Annotated in this window: 21 protein-coding genes, 1 pseudogene and 1 riboswitch; of the genes and pseudogenes, 6 read left to right on the top strand and 16 right to left on the bottom strand. The window is 44.6% G+C overall.

Going from position 1 to position 21,798, the window contains the following annotated elements; translation table 11 throughout:
- Nucleotides 1–6: 6 nt before the first annotated feature.
- The 7 genes from LKD46_RS04135 to LKD46_RS04105 form a co-directional block, all read right to left on the bottom strand.
- Nucleotides 7–1,359 carry an MATE family efflux transporter gene (locus tag LKD46_RS04135; protein WP_227573835.1) on the bottom strand — a complete coding sequence of 451 codons (1,353 nt, stop codon included), beginning with the start codon at nt 1,357–1,359 and terminating at the stop codon, nt 7–9.
- Nucleotides 1,349–1,801, bottom strand: a complete 453-nt coding sequence (locus tag LKD46_RS04130) for a MarR family winged helix-turn-helix transcriptional regulator (protein WP_173739032.1) — start codon at nt 1,799–1,801, stop codon at nt 1,349–1,351. The genes LKD46_RS04135 and LKD46_RS04130 overlap by 11 nt, the downstream gene beginning before the upstream one ends.
- A 113-nt stretch (nt 1,802–1,914) precedes the next feature.
- Nucleotides 1,915–2,256 carry a hypothetical protein gene (locus LKD46_RS04125; RefSeq protein ID WP_227573834.1) on the bottom strand — a complete coding sequence of 114 codons (342 nt, stop codon included), beginning with the start codon at nt 2,254–2,256 and terminating at the stop codon, nt 1,915–1,917.
- A 73-nt stretch (nt 2,257–2,329) separates the two neighbouring features.
- A complete protein-coding gene (locus tag LKD46_RS04120) occupies nt 2,330–2,638 on the bottom strand; it encodes an MGMT family protein (RefSeq protein WP_015527257.1) in 309 nt (102 codons plus the stop codon).
- A gap of 107 nt (nt 2,639–2,745) precedes the next feature.
- The gene (locus LKD46_RS04115; RefSeq protein WP_110102908.1) at nt 2,746–3,279 is read right to left on the bottom strand and encodes a methylated-DNA--[protein]-cysteine S-methyltransferase; all 534 of its coding nucleotides are present in this window, start codon (nt 3,277–3,279) and stop codon (nt 2,746–2,748) included.
- Between the two features lie 549 nt (nt 3,280–3,828).
- Nucleotides 3,829–5,514, bottom strand: a complete 1,686-nt coding sequence (locus LKD46_RS04110) for a formate--tetrahydrofolate ligase (RefSeq protein WP_092068491.1) — start codon at nt 5,512–5,514, stop codon at nt 3,829–3,831.
- Nucleotides 5,515–5,587: 73 nt separating this feature from the next.
- Nucleotides 5,588–5,669: riboswitch (ZMP/ZTP riboswitch) on the bottom strand.
- Between the two features lie 240 nt (nt 5,670–5,909).
- The gene (locus tag LKD46_RS04105; RefSeq protein ID WP_021652983.1) at nt 5,910–7,310 is read right to left on the bottom strand and encodes a sodium-dependent transporter; all 1,401 of its coding nucleotides are present in this window, start codon (nt 7,308–7,310) and stop codon (nt 5,910–5,912) included.
- Nucleotides 7,311–7,531: 221 nt separating this feature from the next.
- Here LKD46_RS04105 and LKD46_RS04100 point away from each other — a divergent pair, with 221 nt between their 5' ends.
- Nucleotides 7,532–8,260 carry a helix-turn-helix domain-containing protein gene (locus tag LKD46_RS04100; protein WP_110102907.1) on the top strand — a complete coding sequence of 243 codons (729 nt, stop codon included), beginning with the start codon at nt 7,532–7,534 and terminating at the stop codon, nt 8,258–8,260.
- Nucleotides 8,261–8,323: 63 nt separating this feature from the next.
- Here the strand turns inward: LKD46_RS04100 and LKD46_RS04095 are convergent, their stop codons facing one another.
- Genes LKD46_RS04095 through LKD46_RS04085 form a run of 3 tightly spaced genes read right to left on the bottom strand, consistent with a single transcriptional unit; the run spans nt 8,324 to nt 10,508 of the window.
- Nucleotides 8,324–9,172, bottom strand: a complete 849-nt coding sequence (locus LKD46_RS04095; RefSeq protein ID WP_110102924.1) for a 4Fe-4S binding protein — start codon at nt 9,170–9,172, stop codon at nt 8,324–8,326.
- 7 nt (nt 9,173–9,179) lie between these two features.
- On the bottom strand, nt 9,180–9,332 hold the full coding sequence (locus tag LKD46_RS04090; protein ID WP_092068499.1) for a CD1871A family CXXC motif-containing protein: 153 nt from the start codon (nt 9,330–9,332) through the stop codon (nt 9,180–9,182).
- 27 nt (nt 9,333–9,359) lie between these two features.
- Nucleotides 9,360–10,508, bottom strand: a complete 1,149-nt coding sequence (locus LKD46_RS04085) for a TlpA family protein disulfide reductase (protein WP_021652979.1) — start codon at nt 10,506–10,508, stop codon at nt 9,360–9,362.
- Between the two features lie 205 nt (nt 10,509–10,713).
- On the opposite strand from LKD46_RS04085, the gene LKD46_RS04080 reads away from it, so the two are divergent.
- Together LKD46_RS04080 and LKD46_RS04075 are read left to right on the top strand one after the other, a co-directional pair.
- Nucleotides 10,714–11,391, top strand: a complete 678-nt coding sequence (locus tag LKD46_RS04080) for a response regulator transcription factor (protein WP_015527267.1) — start codon at nt 10,714–10,716, stop codon at nt 11,389–11,391.
- Nucleotides 11,388–12,554 (top strand): sensor histidine kinase, encoded by a 1,167-nt coding sequence (locus tag LKD46_RS04075; RefSeq protein ID WP_110102906.1) that lies wholly within the window; start codon nt 11,388–11,390, stop codon nt 12,552–12,554. The genes LKD46_RS04080 and LKD46_RS04075 overlap by 4 nt, the downstream gene beginning before the upstream one ends.
- A 439-nt stretch (nt 12,555–12,993) precedes the next feature.
- Here the strand turns inward: LKD46_RS04075 and LKD46_RS04070 are convergent, their stop codons facing one another.
- The 4 genes from LKD46_RS04070 to LKD46_RS04055 form a co-directional block, all read right to left on the bottom strand.
- On the bottom strand, nt 12,994–14,265 hold the full coding sequence (locus tag LKD46_RS04070) for an MFS transporter (RefSeq protein ID WP_227573833.1): 1,272 nt from the start codon (nt 14,263–14,265) through the stop codon (nt 12,994–12,996).
- Nucleotides 14,266–14,696: 431 nt separating this feature from the next.
- On the bottom strand, nt 14,697–15,821 hold the full coding sequence (locus LKD46_RS04065; protein WP_118512822.1) for a DUF362 domain-containing protein: 1,125 nt from the start codon (nt 15,819–15,821) through the stop codon (nt 14,697–14,699).
- 100 nt (nt 15,822–15,921) lie between these two features.
- On the bottom strand, nt 15,922–16,389 hold the full coding sequence (locus LKD46_RS04060; RefSeq protein WP_118512823.1) for a DUF2284 domain-containing protein: 468 nt from the start codon (nt 16,387–16,389) through the stop codon (nt 15,922–15,924).
- Between the two features lie 66 nt (nt 16,390–16,455).
- Nucleotides 16,456–17,328 (bottom strand): LysR family transcriptional regulator, encoded by an 873-nt coding sequence (locus tag LKD46_RS04055; protein ID WP_227573832.1) that lies wholly within the window; start codon nt 17,326–17,328, stop codon nt 16,456–16,458.
- A 155-nt stretch (nt 17,329–17,483) separates the two neighbouring features.
- Here LKD46_RS04055 and LKD46_RS04050 point away from each other — a divergent pair, with 155 nt between their 5' ends.
- Genes LKD46_RS04050 through sdaAA form a run of 3 tightly spaced genes read left to right on the top strand, consistent with a single transcriptional unit; the run spans nt 17,484 to nt 20,268 of the window.
- Nucleotides 17,484–18,704 (top strand): dicarboxylate/amino acid:cation symporter, encoded by a 1,221-nt coding sequence (locus LKD46_RS04050; protein ID WP_227573831.1) that lies wholly within the window; start codon nt 17,484–17,486, stop codon nt 18,702–18,704.
- A 5-nt stretch (nt 18,705–18,709) separates the two neighbouring features.
- Complete coding sequence (gene sdaAB / locus LKD46_RS04045) at nt 18,710–19,378, top strand: L-serine ammonia-lyase, iron-sulfur-dependent subunit beta (RefSeq protein WP_118624983.1); 669 nt, start codon at nt 18,710–18,712, stop codon at nt 19,376–19,378.
- 20 nt (nt 19,379–19,398) lie between these two features.
- Entirely contained in the window at nt 19,399–20,268 is an 870-nt protein-coding gene (sdaAA, locus tag LKD46_RS04040) for an L-serine ammonia-lyase, iron-sulfur-dependent, subunit alpha (RefSeq protein WP_118512827.1), read from the top strand.
- A gap of 218 nt (nt 20,269–20,486) precedes the next feature.
- On the opposite strand, the pseudogene LKD46_RS16715 reads toward sdaAA, so the two are convergent.
- Nucleotides 20,487–20,666, bottom strand: a pseudogene (locus LKD46_RS16715) (GTP pyrophosphokinase); the annotation flags it as partial.
- A gap of 132 nt (nt 20,667–20,798) precedes the next feature.
- Nucleotides 20,799–21,521, bottom strand: coding sequence for a TraX family protein (locus LKD46_RS04030; RefSeq protein ID WP_227573830.1), 723 nt, complete (start codon nt 21,519–21,521; stop codon nt 20,799–20,801).
- Nucleotides 21,522–21,798 lie beyond the last annotated feature (277 nt).

The following is a 21,798-nucleotide window of genomic DNA, read 5'->3' as shown; positions in this document are numbered from 1 at the left end:
ATCCGGTCATTCTTCCGAAACAATTTCTTTTTTCACACGGGTAAAGTACAGAAAGAATCCGATGTTCAGAATGATTCCCACTGTGGTAGATACCGGTGCTGCAAGACCGATCTTTGTCAGGCTGGCATCCGGCTGGATACTCATAAAGTACGCCATTGGAAGTCGTACCAGAAGCGTCTGGATCAGGCCCTGGACCATAACCCATATGGTCTGGTTGTTTCCGTTGAAATAGCCTATCATACTGAACAGAACAGCCGTTACCAGTGTCTCCGGAGCAAACCCCTTCAGATAATCAAAGCCCTTTTGGATAACGCCGGCATCTGTTGAAAAGAATCCTGCCAGCACATCACCCTTCAGCAGGATCAGGATAAATACCAGGCATCCCACAAACAGGCCAACTCCAATTCCCGTAAGCATGGATTTTCTCGCACGTTTCGGCTTTCCGGCTCCTACGTTCTGTGAAACAAAGGAAGCCATGGACTGCATCAGAGAGCTTGGAACCAGCATGGCAAAGTTTACGATCTTACATGCAACTCCGTAACCGGAGGATGCTTCCAGACCCAGGCGGTTGACAAATGCGCACAAGGCCAGGAATGAAATCTGCGTCAGGAATTCCTGAAGTGCCAGCGGCAGTCCGATCTTTAGAAAACGTCTGCACTGGGGATTCAACCGGAAATCTTTCTTTGTGATGGTAAAAGGAAGCTCCTTCTTTATCAACAGAACTACTGCAAATACAACACTTAAGGCCTGAGCAGAAACCGTAGCAATAGCTGCTCCTGCTGCATCCATATGTAACCCGGCTACCAGTACCAGATCTCCGATCACATTTACAATACATGCCACCAGCACAAACAGCAACGGAGATTTGCTGTCACCAAGGCCACGGAAAATAGCAGACAGTAGGTTATACGCGACAATAAAGAAAATTCCGCTGCCACAGATCCGTACATAAGATGCAGTCAGCACTACCGCTTCGTCTGGTGCCTGCATCAGCACGGAGATCGGATGTGCAAAGCCTACCATAACAATAAACAGCACGACAGATATCATGGTAAAAACGATCGCAGCCCCACCGATAACAGAGCCGATCTGCTCCGGTCTTTTTTCTCCAAGATAACGTGCGATCAGAACTGTGATACCCATAGCAAACTGGATCACTACAAAGGTAACAAGATTCAGTACCTGACTTCCGGTGGAAACCGCTGACAGTCCGGATGTGGAACCGAATCTTCCAACTACAAGAAGATCGACCGCACCATAGGCAGCCTGCAGGATCAGCGCACCGAGTACCGGCATCATAAATGCAACCAGCTTCTTCAGAATATTTCCCTGGGTAAAATCTGCCTTATCACTTGTCATAATGTTCCCTCCTGTCACACATGATCTGATAAAATTTCCCGATGGTCCGGATCATACTGTCTGCTTCTTCTTCGGAAATCTCTGAAAGATAGGGTGCCAGACTGCTGAAATAATCCTGGTCATACTTTCTGGAAAGATTCTCTCCTTTTTCTGTTATAGAGATGTAAGTAACGCGCCCGTCATCCGGAGACATGAGCTTCTGAAGATATCCCTTTGCCTCCATTTCTTTCACTGTTCTGGTGACACCGGGACGCGGCAGGTTCATGGCGTCACTGAGATCGGAAATCCTGATATCTTTTTTTTCCTTCTGCAGAGAGTGGATCACATCCAGATATTGAATATAGGACGGCATCACCCCTTGCGGCAGTGGCGGAAGCATATCCCGGATCCGCTTCGCCTGATAAAACGCATCAAACATCCGCTTGATCTTTTCATTTGTCATAAAAAAACTCCTTATATAATTATCTTAGTTAATTACTATTGATAATTATATGAGGAATTTATGGTTTGTCAAGTATGTTTTATTTTTCTGTTGCAGAGTAACGTTCTATTAATCTATGCTTCCAATGCCTCTTTCAGAGAGTCTTCAAAGATCTCAAGACCTTTCTCCATCTGCTCATCGGTCATGGTAAGCGGTGCAAGGTTCAGATATCTGGCCTGTGCCATCACACGCTCTCGGCTTAAATGTTCTGCATCCAGAATAGAGGAAGACAGCTGCTCTGCGGCGTTTCTGTCCTTTTCCTCCAGCACGAGTTTCCGGCTGTCGTCGGTGACACTGGGATTTGTCAGAACTACGAATTCTCCTCCATGGATATAGTTATTCAATCCTGTATTCACTTTTGATGCACTGCAGGCAGTCTGCAAAATAGCACCATCGGACAAACTACTCCAGACCATTTTCCCCTGCTTTCAGCTTCAGAACTTCTGTAAGCTCCGGGATCTGCATCATATTTCTACAATTCATAAAACACTACTCCTCCCACTGATACTGCTTCATATCTACACATCCATTTGCCTTAAACTCCACACCCTCGTCTTCCAGAAGCATCTTCTGCTCTCTCCAGCCTGGTGCAGTACGCCCTGCATGGTTCACAACTCTGTGGCAGGGATACTTCCCGTAAAATTCTGCCATACCTAAGACTTTTCCTACAAGACGTGAATTTTTATCCCGCCCGATCAGCCGTGCGATCTGTCCGTAGGAGGCCACTTTTCCCTCAGGTATCTCTTCCACCACGGACAGTATCTCGTAGATTAAATCTTCATCCAGTATTTTTCCCATAATTATTCCTCCGAAATCCTGCTGGCAATTTTCATAGCATGCTTTCATAAATAAAATATCTGTCTTTTCGTGGACGCCTGTACCAGACCGTCCTCTCAGCCTGAGTTTTACAGTGCAGTTCCTTTCTTTGGAATAAACAAACGGCTCATATCTGTATGTTCCAGCTTAAGAAGTGAAATTTTTTTGTCAATTCCTCCGGCATAGCCCGTCAAGCTTCCATTTGTTCCTATGACTCGATGGCAGGGAATGATAATGGAAATTTCATTATGTCCAACCGCACCGCCTACTGCCTGGGCGGACATATGGGAAGTGTTTTTCATCACTGCAATTCTGCGCGCAATTTCTCCATATGTAATCGTCTGTCCATAGGGAATATCCAGTAAAATCTGCCACACTGCCTTTCTGAATGTTGAACCGTTCGGATGAAGTGGTGGAGTAAAGTTCGGTTCTTCACCGGAGAAATATACATCCAGCCATTTTTTTGCTTCTGTGAGAATTTTCGTTTCCTGTGGAACATAATCTTCCGGAAGTGTATTTGCAAAATATTTCTGTCCTTCAAACCACAAACCGGTAAGTCCGATTTCATCTGCAGCAAGTAAAATATCTCCGATTAGCGATTTATATTTGCATGTGTATACCATATTTTTCCCCCCCCACATTCATTTATCTCTACAATATTTTCTATAGCATTCCTCTTAATTAACACAAATGTCACATGCGCGTCCCCTCTGCGATTTCCTCGACATTGTGAGTTTTATCCCAACAAGCAGCAGGAGATTGCTGATATTCTTGACAATTTATAATATTATACCATTTTTGTTTTGAACATGCTATAATGCTGTTGCTGCCGAACCTCCAGCTGAAAGGATGTAAAGTCCTATGACAAGTTCTATAATTACTTTCTTTGTTTCTGTTATGGCAACTGTGGCTAGGCTGGACAGAAACGACAGGCAGTAACAGCCTAAAGGATTAAACCACCTTACATAAACGGAACAAGAACCCCCGGAAGTCTCGACCACTTCCGGGGATTTTCGTATCAAATTCGTATCACGGGATCGTCAAACCCAGTGTTTTTCCTGCTTTTAAAAGTTTTTCAATACTCTCTCCACAACAATATAAAAAGCGGCAGAGCCTCTATTTTTGCAGGCTCTACCGCTTTCTATCTGAATTCCCCTCAAAAAATCTTTATATCAGAACAGTCCTGTGATCTTACCGCTCTCGTCTACGTCGATCTTGGTTGCTGCCGGTACTTTCGGAAGTCCTGGCATGGTCATGATCTCACCTGTCAGTGCAACAATAAATCCTGCACCTGCGGAAATCTTAAGATTTCTTACTGTTACCTCGAAATCTGTCGGAGCACCAAGCTTTGTCTGGTCGTCTGTTAAGCTGTACTGGGTCTTAGCTACACAGATCGGGCAGTTGCCAAATCCAAGTGCCTCCAGCTGTTTCGCCTGCTTCTGGGCATTTGCTGTAAGAACCACTTTCTTTCCACCATAAACCTTCTGTACGATCTGGTTCAGTTTGTCCTCGATGGAGCCTTCCAGCTCATAAGCATATGTGAAGTCATTCGGCTCTTCAACAAGACGGATTACTTCCTCAGCGAGCTTGATTCCGCCTTCGCCACCTTTTGCCCATACCTCTGAAAGTGCTACGTTTACGCCAAGCTCCTTGCATTTTGCTTCCACAAAATCAAGCTCTGCCTTGGTATCGGTCGGGAATGCGTTAATAGCTACCACACATGGGAGCTTATATACATTTTTGATATTGCTTACATGCTTCAGAAGGTTCGGGATACCTTTTTCAAGAGCCTCGAGGTTCTCATTGTTAAGATCCGCTTTTGCAACACCGCCATTATATTTCAGAGCACGTACGGTTGCTACGATAACAACGGCACTTGGTGTAAGACCTGCCATACGGCACTTGATATCCAGGAATTTCTCAGCTCCAAGATCAGCACCGAATCCAGCCTCTGTGATGGCATAATCAGCAAGCTTCATAGCCATCTTTGTAGCTGTTACGGAGTTACATCCGTGAGCGATGTTTGCGAATGGTCCGCCGTGAACGATTGCCGGAACATGCTCCAGTGTCTGAACAAGGTTTGGTTTCAGGGCATCCTTCAGAAGTGCTGTCATAGCACCCTCTGCGTGAAGATCTCCTGCTGTTACCGGTTTCTGCTCAGCAACCTTGCCATAAGTGTATCCGATGATGATTCTGGAAAGTCTCTCTTTCAGATCTTTGATATCACTTGCCAGACAGAGAACTGCCATGATCTCAGATGCTACGGTAATGTCATATCCGTCCTCACGCGGCATACCGTTTGTTCTTCCGCCAAGTCCATCTACTACATTACGAAGCTGACGGTCGTTCATATCCACGCAACGTCTCCAGGTGATCTTTCTTGGGTCGATGTTCAGCTCATTTCCCTGGAAAATATGGTTGTCGATCATTGCTGCAAGAAGGTTGTTTGCCGCACCGATTGCATGGAAATCACCGGTAAAATGAAGGTTGATATCCTCCATCGGAACTACCTGTGCATAGCCGCCGCCTGCCGCACCACCTTTGACACCGAATACCGGTCCCAGGGATGGCTCACGAAGAGCTACCATAACATTTTTTCCAAGTCTCTGCATTCCATCTGCAAGACCTACCGTTGTAGTTGTTTTTCCTTCCCCGGCCGGTGTCGGGTTGATAGCTGTCACAAGAATCAGTTTGCCGTCTTTTTTGTCTGTTTCTTTCAGGAGATTATAGTCGATCTTTGCTTTGTATTTACCATACTGCTCCAGATATTTGTCATCAATACCTGCTTTCTCTGCAATCTTGGTAATTGGCTCCATTGTGCACTCCTGTGCAATCTCGATGTCACTTTTAAATCCCATAATGTTCTCCTTTCTCCGCTGCAACCGTCTGCATCTTTTATCCCATAAAAAAGAGCAGTATCTGAAGTTTTTCAAATACTGCCCAGACGGTCGACTCATCGAATCTCCGGCTCCCTCGTGGTTATCCCACAACTCCGTCAGTCACCGAAGACTTTATTAATTTGATGATTGAATACTAACATATTTATTAGTACTTGTCAAGAAATTATCAAATTATTTTTTCACTTTTAAAGTGAGCTAAGTCTAATTTTCTGAATCATTTCCGTTCTATGTATTAGTTTTCTCTCCAACATTCGTACATATCTTTTTTCATCAAATCCTCTGTTATTTAATCGTATCTTGTACTGGTCATCCGTTAATGCGACTGTCCAGACGCCATAAACATATTACCACACTTATGAAATCAAATCTGCAAATCCTGTAGATACCAGGAATAATATCAGCATTACAACCGGCACTACATAACGGATCATAAAGCGATATAACCCTGCCCGTTTGAAGTGTTCCCCATTTCGTTCCACTTCTCCTATGATCCAGTCAGGGCCGATCACCCAGCCGATCAGAATACTTGTCAAAAGTGAGATAAACGGCATCAGAAAACTGTTGCTGATATAATCCATCACATCCAGCAGCTGTCCAACGGAACCATTTGGCAGTTTAAGTTCAAAATACAGTTTGTTATAACCAAGGCAGATCAGCACTGCTGTAACAAGAGAATAGATTCCGACAGCACCACACATTTTCTTACGGGGTTTGTGATAGAGTTCCATGCAGTTTGCAACCAGTGTCTCCATGACAGACACGCAGGAAGTCAGTGCCGCAAATCCCATCATCAGGAAAAATGCAATTGCCACCGGACGGCCAAATACTCCCATGGCATCAAAAACCTTTGGCAGTGAGATAAATATCAGGCTTGGGCCGGAAGCCATTCCATCCTTTCCGAGAAATACAAAAACAGCCGGTATGATCATCATTCCTGCAAGAAACGCAACGCCGGTATCAAAGATCTCAATCTGATTTGTTGCTTTATTTAAATTAACTTCATTTTTCACATAAGAACCATATGTGATCATGATTCCCATAGATACACTTAAGGAAAAGAATAACTGGCTCATCGCATCCAGAAGGATCTCCAGGAAGCGTTTTACCGTCAATCCATGAAAATCCGGTTTGAGGTAAACAGCCAGCCCCTGCATACCGGTGCGGACAGTTCCATCCGTATCAGTATGGGACAGTGTCAGTGAAAAAATCGCAATGATCACAATCAGAAGAATCAGCCCCGGCATAATGATCCTGGAAAACTTTTCGATTCCCTTTTCCACACCACGAAATACGATCCAGGCAGTCAGTGCCAGAAAGATCAGCATAAATACAACGGGTGCAATATCTGATGTAATAAATGATGTAAAGTATACATCTGAAGCCGCATCTTTCCCATCAGAAATAATATAAGTAAAAAAATATTTTACAATCCATCCACCGATAACAGAATAATAGGTCATGATCAATGCCGGAACCATAAACGTTAAATGTCCTAAAAATTTCCACTTTGGATCAAGAGATTCAAAAGCCCTCAATGCATTTTTCTTTGTCTTTCTCCCAAGTGCTACATCCGTTGTCAACAGTACAAATCCAAAAGTCAGTACCAGTACCAGATAAACCAGCAGGAAAAGTCCTCCGCCATCTTTGGCACAGAGATATGGAAATCTCCAGATATTTCCAACTCCTACTGCACTTCCGGCTGCCGCCAGGACAAAGCCTATTGAGCCGGAAAAGCTACTTCCTTTTTCTTTCATTTCAATTTCCCCTCTTCAAGTATATATTTGATATAGGCTGAAACCTTCAGCCTAACAGCCATATCTTACCTTAAATAAAGATAAGTGCAAATGGCAGAAGTTTCTTTTTACGAAATTTTATCTCAAAAAAGTTTCTTACTACTTTACAAAATACCGGTTTTTCCGATATAATCGTATACAATAAAAATTAATAAGAAAAATAGATAGTATGAGGAAACAAAATGAGTAATTTTACCTGTTATGTAGGTGAACAAATAAGAAAATACCGAAAAGCCGGAAAGATGACTCTGCAGGATCTGGCAGATGCCATCCATAAAAGTCGAGCTACCGTATGCAAATATGAAAATGGAGATATCTCCGTTGATATCGAAACTTTGTATGATATCAGCCAGATTCTCCAGGTATCTATGTCCCAGCTTACCACTGGTCTTCCTGAAACAGCCAGTAAACCGTCCAATGCACCGGGAAAAGGACAAAAAAGCCCATTTTTTCAGGCACAGCGGCTATATTTTTACTTTTACGATGGACGCTATCAGCGTACGAAGGATGGCGTCATCGATATTTATGAAAAAAAAGGCGAATCCGGAAAATACGAAGCAACCTTAACGATCTGTTCTGTTTCTGCCAACGGAAGAAGCAGTGAGATTTTTTACACCGGAAAAGTTCTTTACAGTGATATGCTGATCCGTTTTTCCTTTGTAAATCAGTATAACCCACTGGAAGAAGATCTCCTGTACATTTTTAATCCTCTGGAGCTTCGAGATTTTACAACAGGACTTTTGTGTGGGATTTCCAGTGCGGATCTGATGCCCTGCGCATTCAAATGTGTGATCACTTTAAAACCACAAGAGCTTACCGAAGCGTTCCGCCACCAGCTGCTTTTTACAAAAAAAGATCTGAAGCGCTGGGAACAGCTGAATATGTTACTGATAGATAATATGGAAAAGTAGTTTTCTGCAAAAAACGGTACACCTTATATTTTATAAGCTGTACCGTTTTCGTATTTTTCTGTATCAGGGTTTGCCTGCAAACCCACACCGGATCGCCTGTGTCGGACATATCTTTTTACATCTTCCACATCGGATACATTCTGTACTGTTTGGATTTTCCGTCGGATCGACCTCCATCTGGCAGATATTCCTGCATTTTCCGCAGTGAACACATTTTTCTTTATCTACTCTGTAACGAAAAACGGAAACTTTATTAAATACCGAATAAAAAGCTCCCAGCGGACAGATATACTTACAGAATGGCCGGTATATCATAATTGATAAGATAATGGTGATCACCAGGATTGTATTTTTCCACATGTACAGCCAGCCTACTGCACTTCGCATGGATTTGTTCAGCAGCACCAGAGGGATACCTCCTTCCAGTGTTCCTGCCGGGCAGATCAGCTTGCAGAAATATGGTGCTCCCTGGCCCATGATATCTACTACAAACATGGGAAGTATGATCACAAATACAAGAAAGATCACATATTTCAGTTTTCGCAGAAGCTTATCTCCCCGAAATGTCCGGATCTTCTTTGGAAAAGGAATCTTGTTCAACAGATCCTGGATCAGTCCAAAGGGGCAGAGAAATCCGCACACCAGTCTTCCAAGCAACGCTCCTACAAAGATCAGAAATCCAGCTACATAATATGCCATCTTGAAGTTCCAGCTTCCGATCACAGCCTGAAGGGAACCAATGGGACAGGCCCCTCTTGCCCCGGGGCAGGAATAACAGTTCAGCCCCGGAACACAGACATTTTTCAGTTTTCCGGTATAGATCTTTCCAGTCACAAAGCCTGATATGTGACTGTTTGTAAGGGCCGCCCACAATGCCTGGATCCCATGCCGCGGCCATTCATTTATTTTCATCTTCTTATTATCCAATGCCAATACACTCCATACAGATGTTGATCGCTTTTGTAAAAACTACAGACACTTCGCCCCTGCAGATTCCCAGTATCATCAGTAAAATTCCCAAAACCGCCAGAGCAGGTCCGATCCACCTGGATTCTGTTATTTTCCGAATCATTTTTCCACTCTCCATAATGATCATCTTTTACTTTGAAACGTTTTTAAGCTCTTTTTCCACGATTTCCTTCCATTCGTCCAGTGTATGGCTTCCTGTATAGGTATCGCCTACAATGTTTCCATCTTTGTCAACAAAAAATGTTTCAGGAAATGCGGAAATCCCCTGCAGACGGCCGTTCATCATAGTAGTATCCGGTATCAGGAACGGATATTTTGCTTTTGTTTTTTCCTGAAGAATGCCTGCTTTTTTTACAGCCTCTTCGTCCTGATTTCCCTTTTCATCTGTAGTATCAAGCACCACGCCTGCTACTCCGACGCCTTTATCTTTCATTTCTTTATAGAGCTCCTGAAGTTCCGGGATTTCTTTTACGCATGGTGAGCACCAGGTTGTAAAAACATTTACCAGCGTCAGGTCATAGTCACTGAATACTTTTTCTGTATATGTTTTTCCATCTATTCCTGTTGTTTCAAATTTTCCTACAGATTTTACATCCTCCGGGTTGACGCTGGTATCCTGTGGCTGGTCAAACACAGAAATATTCTGATACGGTGTCATTTCCGTAATGTCGGTTTTGATCTTTTCCAGCTCCTTTGTCAGCTTTTCATCTGCATCTTTGTTGGTGCTCAGATAATATTTGTATTTCCCGTCACTGCTGCTTCCAAGCTCTTTATGCTCTGTACAGCCAGTGATCTCATCCAGCTTTTTCTGTGAAGCTTCGTCATAAACGCCAATTGTGCCAATTCTGTCCAGACCTGCCACCCAGTCGTCATATCCGGTTCCCATCTTCTGTATTTCGGCATTTTTCTGTTCCTCTGTCATTTTGCTCCAGCTTACATAGGCATATGTCACTGCGTTGGTCTGATTCTCAAAATCTTCCGTGGTAAGCATTGCAATGCTCTGGTCCTTGATCTGCTTTAACAGCTCCTTCGAAAGCGAAAGCTTCAGTCCCAGAAACGGATATTCATAAGAATCCTGTGCCTTGCAGGTTACGTCGGAAGGCTTAAATGTACCTGCTACCAGATCTGATGAAACTGCCTCTCCATCCACCGCCATTGCCTCTCCGATCTCTGCTGTTTCCGTGCTTTCTGCCGCTGTTACCGGTACGCTTCCAAATGCAGATATTCCTAATACCGCTGCTGCCATAAGTGCTGTTATTTTCTGTGTTCTTAATTTCATTGTTTATATTCTCCCTTCTGATATCACCGGCCCATATCCGGAACCGGCGTATATTTTATATGTTAATTTTGTTCTCTGTAGCCTTACTATATCATCCCCTGTATAAAATCTCTGTTAAGAAATAAAAAAATTTACAGGAATTTTATGCTATACATGATATGATAGATAACAAAGCAAAATCAACTGTTTTTTAGGAGAATTTATTATGCATATATTGATAATCGAAGATGAAAAGCAGCTCTGCCAGTCTATTGCGGAGGGACTTCGCATGGATGGCTATGAAGCGGACACATGTTTTGACGGGGATGAAGGACTGGAATTATGTCTGGTGGAAAATTATGATCTCATCCTTCTTGATCTGAACCTTCCAGGCGTTGATGGTCTGGAAATCCTGCGCCAGTTTCGGGAATCCGATACTTCCACTCCCGTTTTGATCCTCTCTGCCAGAGGACAGATCCAGGACAAGGTTGAAGGGCTTGATCTCGGTGCCAATGACTATCTCACAAAGCCTTTTCATTTTGAAGAGCTGGAGGCACGGATCCGAAGTCTGACACGAAGGAAATTTATCCAGCAGGATGTATGTCTGCAATGCGGACGTATCAGCTTTGATACCCGTACAAGAAAGGCCAGTATCGATGGACTTCCTCTTTCTCTGACCCGAAAGGAAAGTTCTCTTCTGGAATATTTCCTTCTTCATCAGAACCGTATCATAAGCCCAGAAGAAATGATCGAGCATATCTGGGACGGAAGCGTCAACAGTCTCAGCAATTCCATTCGTGTCCACATTTCTTCTCTTCGAAAAAAGCTGCGCACGGCTCTCGGCTTTGATCCAATACAGAATAAGATCGGCCAGGGTTACATTTTAACGGAGGATATACAATGAAAAAAATAACCGGAAAGCTTTCTCTTCAATGGCGTCTGACACTGATCACCGCACTGCTTATGACAGTCACCTGCATTCTGATGTATTTTTTTATCAGCCAGTCTGCAGTTGCCGGAATGGAGGATCTGGGAGATTACATGATACGGATCGATAACACAGATTCTACTCCCATCACCTTTAATATGAATCCCTCCGTCTTATTTCCGGAGCTTTCCGATCAGCTGCAGCTGACCAAAAAACTTTTTCTCACCAAAGGACTCATGGTAACAGGGATCATCATCCTTCTCAGCAGCATCTGCACTTATTTTATCAGCCGTCAGGCATTACTTCCGCTTCGCAGACTCAGCCAGGAGGTAAACCAAATAGAGGTCCAGAACCTTTCAGAGGCTCTTGAAGTTCCTGCTACCAATGACGAAATTTCCCGCCTGACAATTTCATTTAACAAAATGCTCGCACGCCTGGATGAGGCCTTTACTGCCCAGAAGCAGTTTTCTGCCAATGCAGCCCATGAGCTGAGGACTCCTCTTGCCGTTATCCAGACAAATCTGGAGGTCTTTGCCCGCAGGGAAGCACCTGCTTTAAAAGATTATCAGGAGATTTTTGCCATGCTCCAGGAACAGACCGGGCGACTTTCCCATCTGGCTGAAATCCTCCTGGATATGACCGGTGTACAGACTGTTGAACGTTCCGAAAGGATCTCTCTGGCAGCACTGACGGATGAGGTTTTCTGCGACCTGGCTTCTGTAGCGGAACAGAAGGATGTTGAACTGATCCAGCAGGAGGGGGACTGCATTATTACCGGAAGCTATCTGCTGCTGTATCGCGCTGTGTACAATCTTGTGGAAAATGCGATCAAATACAATCACTCCGGTGGAAAAGTAACCGTAAATATCCATCTTTCCGAAGAAATAACAGATACATCCACGTCGGTCAATTATGTCTTTCTTGAAGTCTCCGACACCGGGATCGGCATTCCTCCCGAATATCAAGAAAAAATCTTCACCCCGTTTTTCCGTGTAGATAAATCAAGAAGCCGCGCTATGGGAGGTGCCGGCCTGGGGCTTGCACTTGTCAGTGAAATTGTCCGACAGCATAACGGACAGGTAAAAGTACTGGAAAGCAGCAAAAAAGGCAGCATGATTGCAATTATTCTGCCAGTCTGAACATGTTTGTATTACATTTACTTTATATGCTCATGAACGCAATCGCTTTGCGATCTGCGTTCAAATCCGAGTATATTTTCTCAACAATACTGTCTGTATCCATTTCGCAGGTAATAGCCTGTTCCCTGAGAACTGAAGAAAAATCTTTTTCTCTCCACCATCTGCGCATATCTTTTTCACCAAATTCTCTGTTTCTTGTATTATGTCGTCTCACGGTTTCTTCGAACGACAGATCAAAATAAACAGTCAAAAACAATATCTGATTTTCTCATCCTTTCGTTATCCTAGCAGAAATATCTGATTCCGGCAACTCAAAAAAAGCCTGGAAGAAATCAGCCACAGGCATTTTATTTCTTCCAGGTTTTTCTGTTTTCTGATTCTCAGTCAGCTGTCTTTGATCCGGCAGCTGATACAGCTCTGCATCCAGTTACATTCAGACTTATTCTGCCTGTGGTTTGCTTACCTGTGCTGTATCATTCTTTACTCCGGCAGATTTTTCGGCATGCTCTTTCACAAGATTCCGTCCAAGTAGAGTCAGGCATACCAATGCGATCACTGCAAAAACAGCTCCGATTCCAAATACCACGTTCATCTCATAGCCTTTGCTGCTCACCAGGCCGGAGATCGCCGGTGCGCCAAAGGTTGCAAATACGATGCCGAACATGACGAATCCGTAATTTTCCCCGGTATGCTTCATTCCGAAAATAGAGCTTGTCAGAGACGGGAAGCTTCCCATGATGCCTCCGTAGCAGCCGTACATCAGAACAATGGCAACCGTTACTGCCAGGGAGCTTGATACAGCGAGAACTCCCATAGCGATTACTGCCACGATCAGCACTCCTTTGATGCAGACGATCCTTCCCACTTTATCTGCCAGTGTCGGAAGCACCAGTCTTGCTCCCGCATTGACAATGGATCCAAGCATAACGGCGCTGACTGCCACTGCAGACGGGATCCCAAGGTCGATCTGGTAGGTCTGGGATACCGGTGAAACCATAAAATAAGAAATCAGTCCAAAGAACATGGTCGCAAGAAGAAGATAAAAATTTCTTGTACGCATCATCTCTCCGGATGTATACTGCTTCATCTCCGATGTCCCGGACTTTGCCGCAGAGCCACCTGCGTTCACCAGTCGCTTATCGGGTGCCTGAAAAAAGATGCCGCACAGGATCCAGGAAACTGCGATGGCTGCCCCAATGATCAAAAAGGTTTTCTGCACGCCCTCTGCCTCCAGCAGCTTTCGACTCAGCGGCGCCAGGAAAAATCCACAAAGTCCGTTGGCAGTTACCACAACGCCGGAAGCAAATCCGGTACGGTCCGGGAACCATCTCTGCACGGTTGCCAGGATCACCGTGTAGATCATTCCCTGTCCGAATCCCTGCATCACTCCATAAGAGAGATACATAGGAAGCGGTGTGGGAACGATCAGAAATGCGGATGCCAGGATTCCTGCCGCAAAGATCCCGCCTCCGATCCATACGATCGTCTTTTCCTTAAAGCGGTTCTGCATCCTTCCGCCTACGATATTTCCGAATACAAAGGTGCTCAGTGCCAGATAAAAGCACATGGATGCCTGTCCCTGACTCCAGCCTGCCTGCTCCATCACATAGGGCTGGTAAATAGACCATACATGGGGATATCCGGTAAAAAAGATCGCGAAAGCTCCGAATATCATAGTCAGCAAACGCTGTTTTTTCTGTATTCCTGTCATAATTTCCTCCTCTGAAAAAGATTTCCGGCCTGCTCTGTACTCTCTGCTCACAGAATGCAGCCTGTTTCTGTACTCACGATCTGCACGTTTTCATGCACATTAGCTCTGCTTATCCCTGATATTCTTTTATTTGCGTGCCATTACTCTTCATTTGCGTGTCAAATGCGTGTTAATTATGTTGTGTGTATGTTATCACACGCAATCTTATTATGCAATATAAATTTACAGCTTTTTCTGTTTTCTCGTTTTTGTCCAAATTTTCCTGTTATTTCTTTGTATATTATTCACAATGCTCGTCTTTTAGGCACGCATATACACGCATATATTTTTTATTTAAAATACCGTTTTTTCTATTTTATATTTCTTAATTCGCATAAAAAAGCACGCCATGTTACAGGCGTGCTTTCGTGATTTTATATAATTTCTGTTGCTTATTTGATTATCTTCAGCTCATATTCCCTGGTTCCCAGGCCGATCTTTTCTGCCTGATCCAGAGTTGCCTTCCACTCAATATTCGGATTGGAATCCTTAAAGTGGTCATGATGACAGTGCCATCCCGGCTCTGCCAGATGCTCTCCAAGCTGGCTATTGGCAATCGGTGTTGCCTTCAGGCAGGCATCTGCACAGGCCTGATCCAATGCAACCGGGTCAAAGCTTGCGAACATTCCGATATCAGGAAGGATCGGCGCATCATTTTCACCATGGCAGTCACAGTTCGGGCTGATATCCTGTACCAGTGCAATATGGAAATGAGGACGTCCGTGACAGACAGCCTGTGCATACTCTGCCATCTTGCGGTCAAGAAGCTCGTTTGCACTGCTGTTCGGATTGTATACGGCATCATAGCTGCAGGCACCGATACAGCGGCCACAGCCTTTGCATTTATCGTAATCGATAACTGCTTTCTTGTTTACATATGTAATCGCGTCACTTCCGCACTCTTTCGCACAGCGGCGGCAGCCACGACAGACATCTTCATGGATGGCCGGCTTTCCGCTGGCATGCTGCTGCATTTTTCCGGCACGGCTTCCGCAGCCCATACCGATATTTTTCAGGGCGCCGCCAAAGCCGGTTGCCTCATGTCCCTTGAAATGGCTGAGACTGATAAAAATATCTGCGTCCATGATAGCATGTCCGATCAGGGCAGTTTTGCAGTATTCTCCGTTTACTACCGGAACTTCTACTTCATCGGTTCCTCGAACTCCGTCACCGATGATGATCTGACATCCGGTTGTGATCGTATTAAATCCGTTAAGATTTGCACAGTCCAGATGCTCCAGTGCATTCTTTCTGCTTCCCGGATAAAGAGTATTACAATCTGTCAGGAACGGCATTCCGCCCTGCTCCTTACAAAGATCTGCGACTACCTTTGCATAGTTCGGACGAAGGAATGCCATATTTCCAAGCTCTCCGAAATGCATCTTGATGGCTACGAATTTTCCATCCATATCGATATCTTTGATTCCTGCGGCAACGCAGAGTTTTTTCAGTTTGTCCAGCTGGCTGGTTCCCACCGGACAACGAAAATCAGTGAAATAAACTGTTGATTTCTCCATTCTGGTTTCCCTCCTGTTTGATCATTTCAAAATAAATTTACCCTTTCCCTGACAATATGTCTAGTTTTTATACAAAAAATGTATAAAAAGATGCGCTACTCTACTCTCGAAAAAGAATCTGCGAAAAATACCGGAACTTTCCATCATTGGTCCAGCACTGCATTCCCACAGCATCTGCCATCTTCTGCGCATCCACACAATAGGCAGACATACAGGAATTATGCTTGTACGGTCCGGCGCTCATGATCAGAATATCTGTTTTTCCGCACTCTTTCATCTTCTCTGAGAGCTGCTCTGTCAGCTTATTATGTGCAAGCTTGGCTTTTTTGTAATCCATGAGTCTGTCCTGCGTCGTCTGGAGCACCAGGGTGTTCTCATAATCCAGGGCACGTTCCTTCATTTCTTCCACAGTCCCGCTTTCCGGTGGACATGCAGGGTTTTTATCATAATTACCACAGGCATTTTCTTCACAGAAAACACGGTATTCCGGCACAAACACCAGCTTATCGGTTTTCATGACCGCAGCATCGGAAAAGCCAAGCTTCTTTGCTTCTTCAATAAAATCCATTTTTCTCTCCTGTACTTTTTTTCTTTTATAGTGCCACATTTTATTTGTTTTTACAAGTTCTGACTTTTACTCTGCAGCCAGACGGATAAACTCCTCCATCTCTCTCGTCTTAAACTTATTTTTGTGGTAAAAGATCTGCCGGTACATGGATATCTCCACATCTTCCACATGTAAAAGGGCAATTCTTCCTTTCCGGATATCCCGCTCCACAGCCAGATAGGGAAGAAAGGAAAGTCCGTGGTTCTTTTCCAGCATGCGGATGATAAAAGCGGTATCGCTGATCTCCAGCACCGGTGACAGGGCCTGCTTCTTAAGTGCCAGCTGCTGATCCAGAGCCTGTCGATAATTGGCATTCTTTTCCGTGAGAAAAAAAGGTTCTTCCAGAATATCCTCCATCTTCAGCGTCTTTCCCGCAAACTCCGAATCTGCAGAGGCCACAAATACTACCGGCTCCGCCTTCTCCATGACCTTCATCCAGTTCTGCTCCCACCTTGGGGTATCCAGTATGTAAATCAGATCCAGCCCGTTATGCTCCATCATTCGTATCAGCTGTTCCGGCGTATCAATAGTCACCTGCATATTTACTTTCGGGTGAAGCTCACGAAATTTGCTGAGAACAGCCGGAAGCTTTGCTGTGCAGAGAGATTCAATAGTCCCGATATGTAATGGATTTTTCAGTTCCGCATCATCATTCATTGACTTTTTTGCTTTATTTACGTCATATAAGATCCGGCTTGCATGCCCCATAAACTCTTTTCCGGACGGAGTAAGCACCACACGCTTTCCGGTTCTGTCAAAAAGTCTTGTTTCCAGCTCATTTTCCAAAAGACGGATCTGGACAGTGATAGCTGACTGGGTGTATCCCAGAACCTCTGCTGCCCTGGAAAAACTCTGAAGCTGTGCTACATGTACAAACGTCTCCAACTGACGGATTTCCATTATTTTCTCCCTTTTTCTATGAAATTTTTTCATCGTGATGATGAAATCTGTGAATTTGCTTTATTTTTATGTCAATGTTACAATACAATCACGAGGACGTCAATCGTATTTTTGTGCAAAATGAATAAATTCATACTTAGGAGGAAAGAATCCAAATGGAAAAGAAAAAAATCAAGATCGGACTTGTGCCGAAGCTGATCATTGCCATCATCATAGGTATCCTGTTCGGCCAGTTCCTTCCGGAAGGCTTCTGTCGCTTTGTTGTAACCCTTTCCGGATTTTTCAGTACCTTTCTGAAATTCGTCATCCCGCTGATGATCCTTGCCTATGTAACCATGGGTATTGCGGATCTTTCACAGGGTGCAGGGAAGCTTCTCCTGATCACAGTGGCCCTGGCTTATGGCTCCACTCTGATCGCAGGTTCCGCATCCTATCTGGTATCATCCAGCCTGTTCCCGCACTTTATGAGTGAAGGTGCACTGGATCAGATCGCAGCTACCGCAGACGCATCCCTGACACCGTTTTTCTCCATCACACTGGAGCCGGTCATGGATACTCTTTCTGCTGTTGCCCTTGCCTTTGTCATGGGACTGTGCCTCTCTTCCATGCGTGGAAAAGAAATGGGAAACAGCCTTTATAACGGAATGAGCGACTTTTCCAAGATCATTGACAAAGTCCTTCATACCATTATCATCCCGCTGCTTCCACTTTACATCTGCGGAACCTTCACAGATATGACTATTTCCGGAAAAACCTTTGCCATCTTAAGCATCCTCTGGAAGGTATTCCTTGTTGTTATCATCATGCACCTGATCTGCATTACGATCCAGTTTCTGGTCGCAGGTACAGTAAGCAAGAGAAATCCTCTTACTCTGATCAAAAATCAGATTCCAGGATACACAACAGCACTTGGTACCCAGTCTTCTGCTGCTACCATTCCTGTTAATCTTGAATGTGCAAAAAAAGACGGTGTATGCGAGCAGATCCGTAACTTTGTAGTTCCGCTCTGTGCCAATATCCATATGGCAGGTTCCATGATCACCATCACAGCCTGCGCAACTGCAGTCTGCCTTATGAACCAGCTGCCGATCAGTCTCGGTACTGTTGTTCCGTTTATCATGACTCTTGGTGTTGCCATGGTTGCATCTCCCGGCGCTCCTGGCGGTTCCATCATGACTGCTCTTCCATTCCTTTACATGGTATTCGGAGCTGAAGCCGGTGATCCGGACGGTGCAATCTGCGCGATCATGGTTGCCCTTTACATTACCCAGGATTCCTTTGGAACAGCCTGCAATGTATCCGGTGACAATGCTATCGGCGTGATCGTTGACACTATTTATAAGAAATTTATTGCAAAAACACCACAGGAGATTTAAGTAAAATGTCTTTTATCAGTGTATTTGACGTTATGGGGCCCAACATGATCGGCCCTTCCAGTTCTCATACCGCAGGGGCTGCGCGCATTGCTTTCCTCGCCCAGAAGATGATCACGCCACCCCTGAAAAAAGTGGAATTCATCCTTTACGGTTCCTTCGCCAGAACATACAAGGGACACGGTACAGACCGTGCCCTCCTTGGCGGGATCATGGGCTTTTCCACAGATGACATGCGTATACGGAATTCTTTTGATATTGCCAGGGAACAGGGGATCGACTTTTCCTTTACTCCAAATGAAGCGGAAACCGATGTCCATCCCAACACTGTAGATATCCATATGGTCAATGAACAGGAACAGGAAATGACAGTCCGGGGAGAATCGCTGGGCGGCGGCAAGGTCCGTATTGTGGAGATCAACCACGTAAAAGTGGATTTCACCGGCGAATACAGCGCCATTATCGTGATCCATCAGGATACTCCTGGTGTTGTGGCCTACATCACCAGATGCTTAAGTGAACGTAACATTAACATTGCCTTCATGCGCCTCTTCCGTGAATCCAAAGGAACCACAGCCTATACTATCGTGGAATCCGACGGTCATCTCCCGGAAGATATCGTAGAAAGCATTCACCAGAACACCAACATCCATGATGTCATGGTTGTTCAGATGTAGGGAAAGGGAGGATGTGTTTTATGGATTTCAAAAATGCCAAGGAACTCCTTGCTCTCTGCCAGGAAAAAAAGCTTCCGATTTCCGAAGTAATGCGCCAGCGTGAGATCCTTCTCGGTGAAACCACTGCTGAAATCGTGGACCAGCGCATGGACCGTGTTCTGGAGATCATGAAGGACGCTGCATTTTCCCCCATCAAAGATCCCGTGATATCTATGGGCGGACTGATCGGCGGTGAAGCCCGAAGACTCTGTGAATTTCATGACCTGGGAAAAAGCCTGTGCGGAAATGTTCTCGGAAAGGGTATCACCTACGCTATGGCAACCCTTGAGACCAACGCTTCCATGGGACTTATCGTTGCCTCTCCTACTGCCGGCAGTGCCGGGATCGTTCCCGGAATGATGCTTGCTCTTCAGGAGGTCTACGGCTTTTCCGATAAAAAAATCCGCCAGGCACTATTTAATGCAGGCGCTATCGGCTATCTTGCCATGCGTAATGCAACAGTTGCAGGTGCTGTTGGCGGATGTCAGGCTGAGGTCGGAATTGCTTCCGCAATGGCTGCTTCTGCTGCTGTGGAACTTCTTGGCGGTACACCTCTTCAGTGTACTTATGCTGCTTCCACGGTTCTCATGAACATGCTTGGACTTGTGTGCGATCCTGTAGGCGGCCTGGTGGAATATCCCTGCCAGAACCGTAACGCAGCCGGTGTTTCCAATGCCCTGATCGCAGCGGAAATGTCACTGGCCGGTATCCCCCAGTTCATCCCTCTGGATGAGATGATCGATGCCATGTATACCGTAGGCAAAAAGCTCCCTGCAGAGCTTCGTGAGACTGCTCTTGGCGGATGCGCAGCCACGCCGTCTGCCTGTGAGAAATGTCATCTTTGCAGTTGATGAGCAGAGTATAACACATAATAAACAGGGTCCCGACTGAAATGACTCAAACAACAAAACGGAGAATTCCTGAACTTCTTTTTTAGGGAATTCTCCGTTTTCTTTTTTATAACAGGCATTCTAATCTCACACTCGCTGATTGTTCAGATTTTTTCAATTTTATTTCGTAATTCCAGCATTCTGTAGTCCAGATTCGCAATTTCTTCTGCATATTTTTTTTATTCTGCTTCAATTTCCGCATTGTCTCTTTTTTTATAATACAACTCATATTCTAACACAGACCAGTAATCCATCGCAATGGTCCGAAGCTGTATTTCCACCAGTTCTTTCTGTTCACCTTCCGCAGAATAGATGGGGACTTTCACAATGAGATGCAGGCTTTTGCAGCCGTTTTTCTTTGGATTTTTGAAAGAGTTTTCTCGCTATTTTTCTGTTTTCTTACAGAATTACTATGTTTTATGTGGATATGAAATTTATTTTCGGCAATCTATCCGGTTATAAATATTGGAGAGATTTTATTTTATCTCTTACTATATTATAACGCGGACTATACTCAGTACCAGCAGATGTGCCGGATAAAAAACATAGAAAAACCATTTGGAAAACTTCGGTGCTTTTTCGGATTTTTTGCCATTATAGAAGCATAGGATGATGATTCCTGATGCCACGATCCCTAATGCCGAAAGCAGAGCATGGATCATTGCCGGTCCGGCTGCCATTTTTTCCACGTAGGAGCTGTAGTTAAACAGCACAAAAAGGACAGCACCGACTCCGTACGCTGTTATCATCCTCTTCCTGTTCCCCCAGCCTTCATGGAACCAGATGGTAAAAACCGGTGCCAGAATCGCCCAGTCCGAACAAATGGATAGCAAAAGGAGCAGGATCAGAAGTGGAATTCTCCATTTACTTGCCATCATCCTTTCCTGAACAACCAGGATCATAAAACAGATAAACAGAGTAAAGATCATATTCAGCTGTGAATTCCCAAAAGCCATCATATAGGGAACCTGGGAGATCCCGGCAAAGATCAGAAGTCTTTCACCGTATTTTCTCCGGGAATGTGTATAGTAAAAACCTTCCACAAGAAAATAGCACATGGTAATGGCTGTGAAGTAGCCAATGTCTATAAACGCTTCCCACAGGATCGTGTTTTCCGGCAAAAGCACGTTGGCGATATGATTCAGAAGCATGGTAAAAATTGCCAGATATTTAATGGCATCTCGGGTCAGTCCCGGCTTTTCTGTTGTTGACATGATCTCCTCCTTCTATGCAGAAAAATTTTCAGACCTTTCACATCTTCTGCACAATATAATACATTTATCTTACACTGATTTTCTGACTCATACAACTTTTTTTGTTATTTCTGGTCACCAAAAGGACAGTTGCCGTTACTGTTCACTTGTAATGTCCCGCGAGGTGTTTTTTGTGAGCGAAGGTCACAGAAAAGGACAGTTGCCTTTTTCTCAAGGTAAGCTTATACTGTAGAAAACGTGCTGTATTTATATGGCAAAACTTCTCAGCAAACGCTGC

Origin of the sequence: Blautia fusiformis (assembly GCF_020686995.1) — a bacterium.
GTDB classification, from domain to species: Bacteria; Bacillota; Clostridia; order Lachnospirales; family Lachnospiraceae; genus Blautia_A; species Blautia_A fusiformis.
The sequence above is the reverse complement of the archived record's forward strand: the minus strand, read 5'-3'. Positions and strand labels throughout refer to the sequence as shown.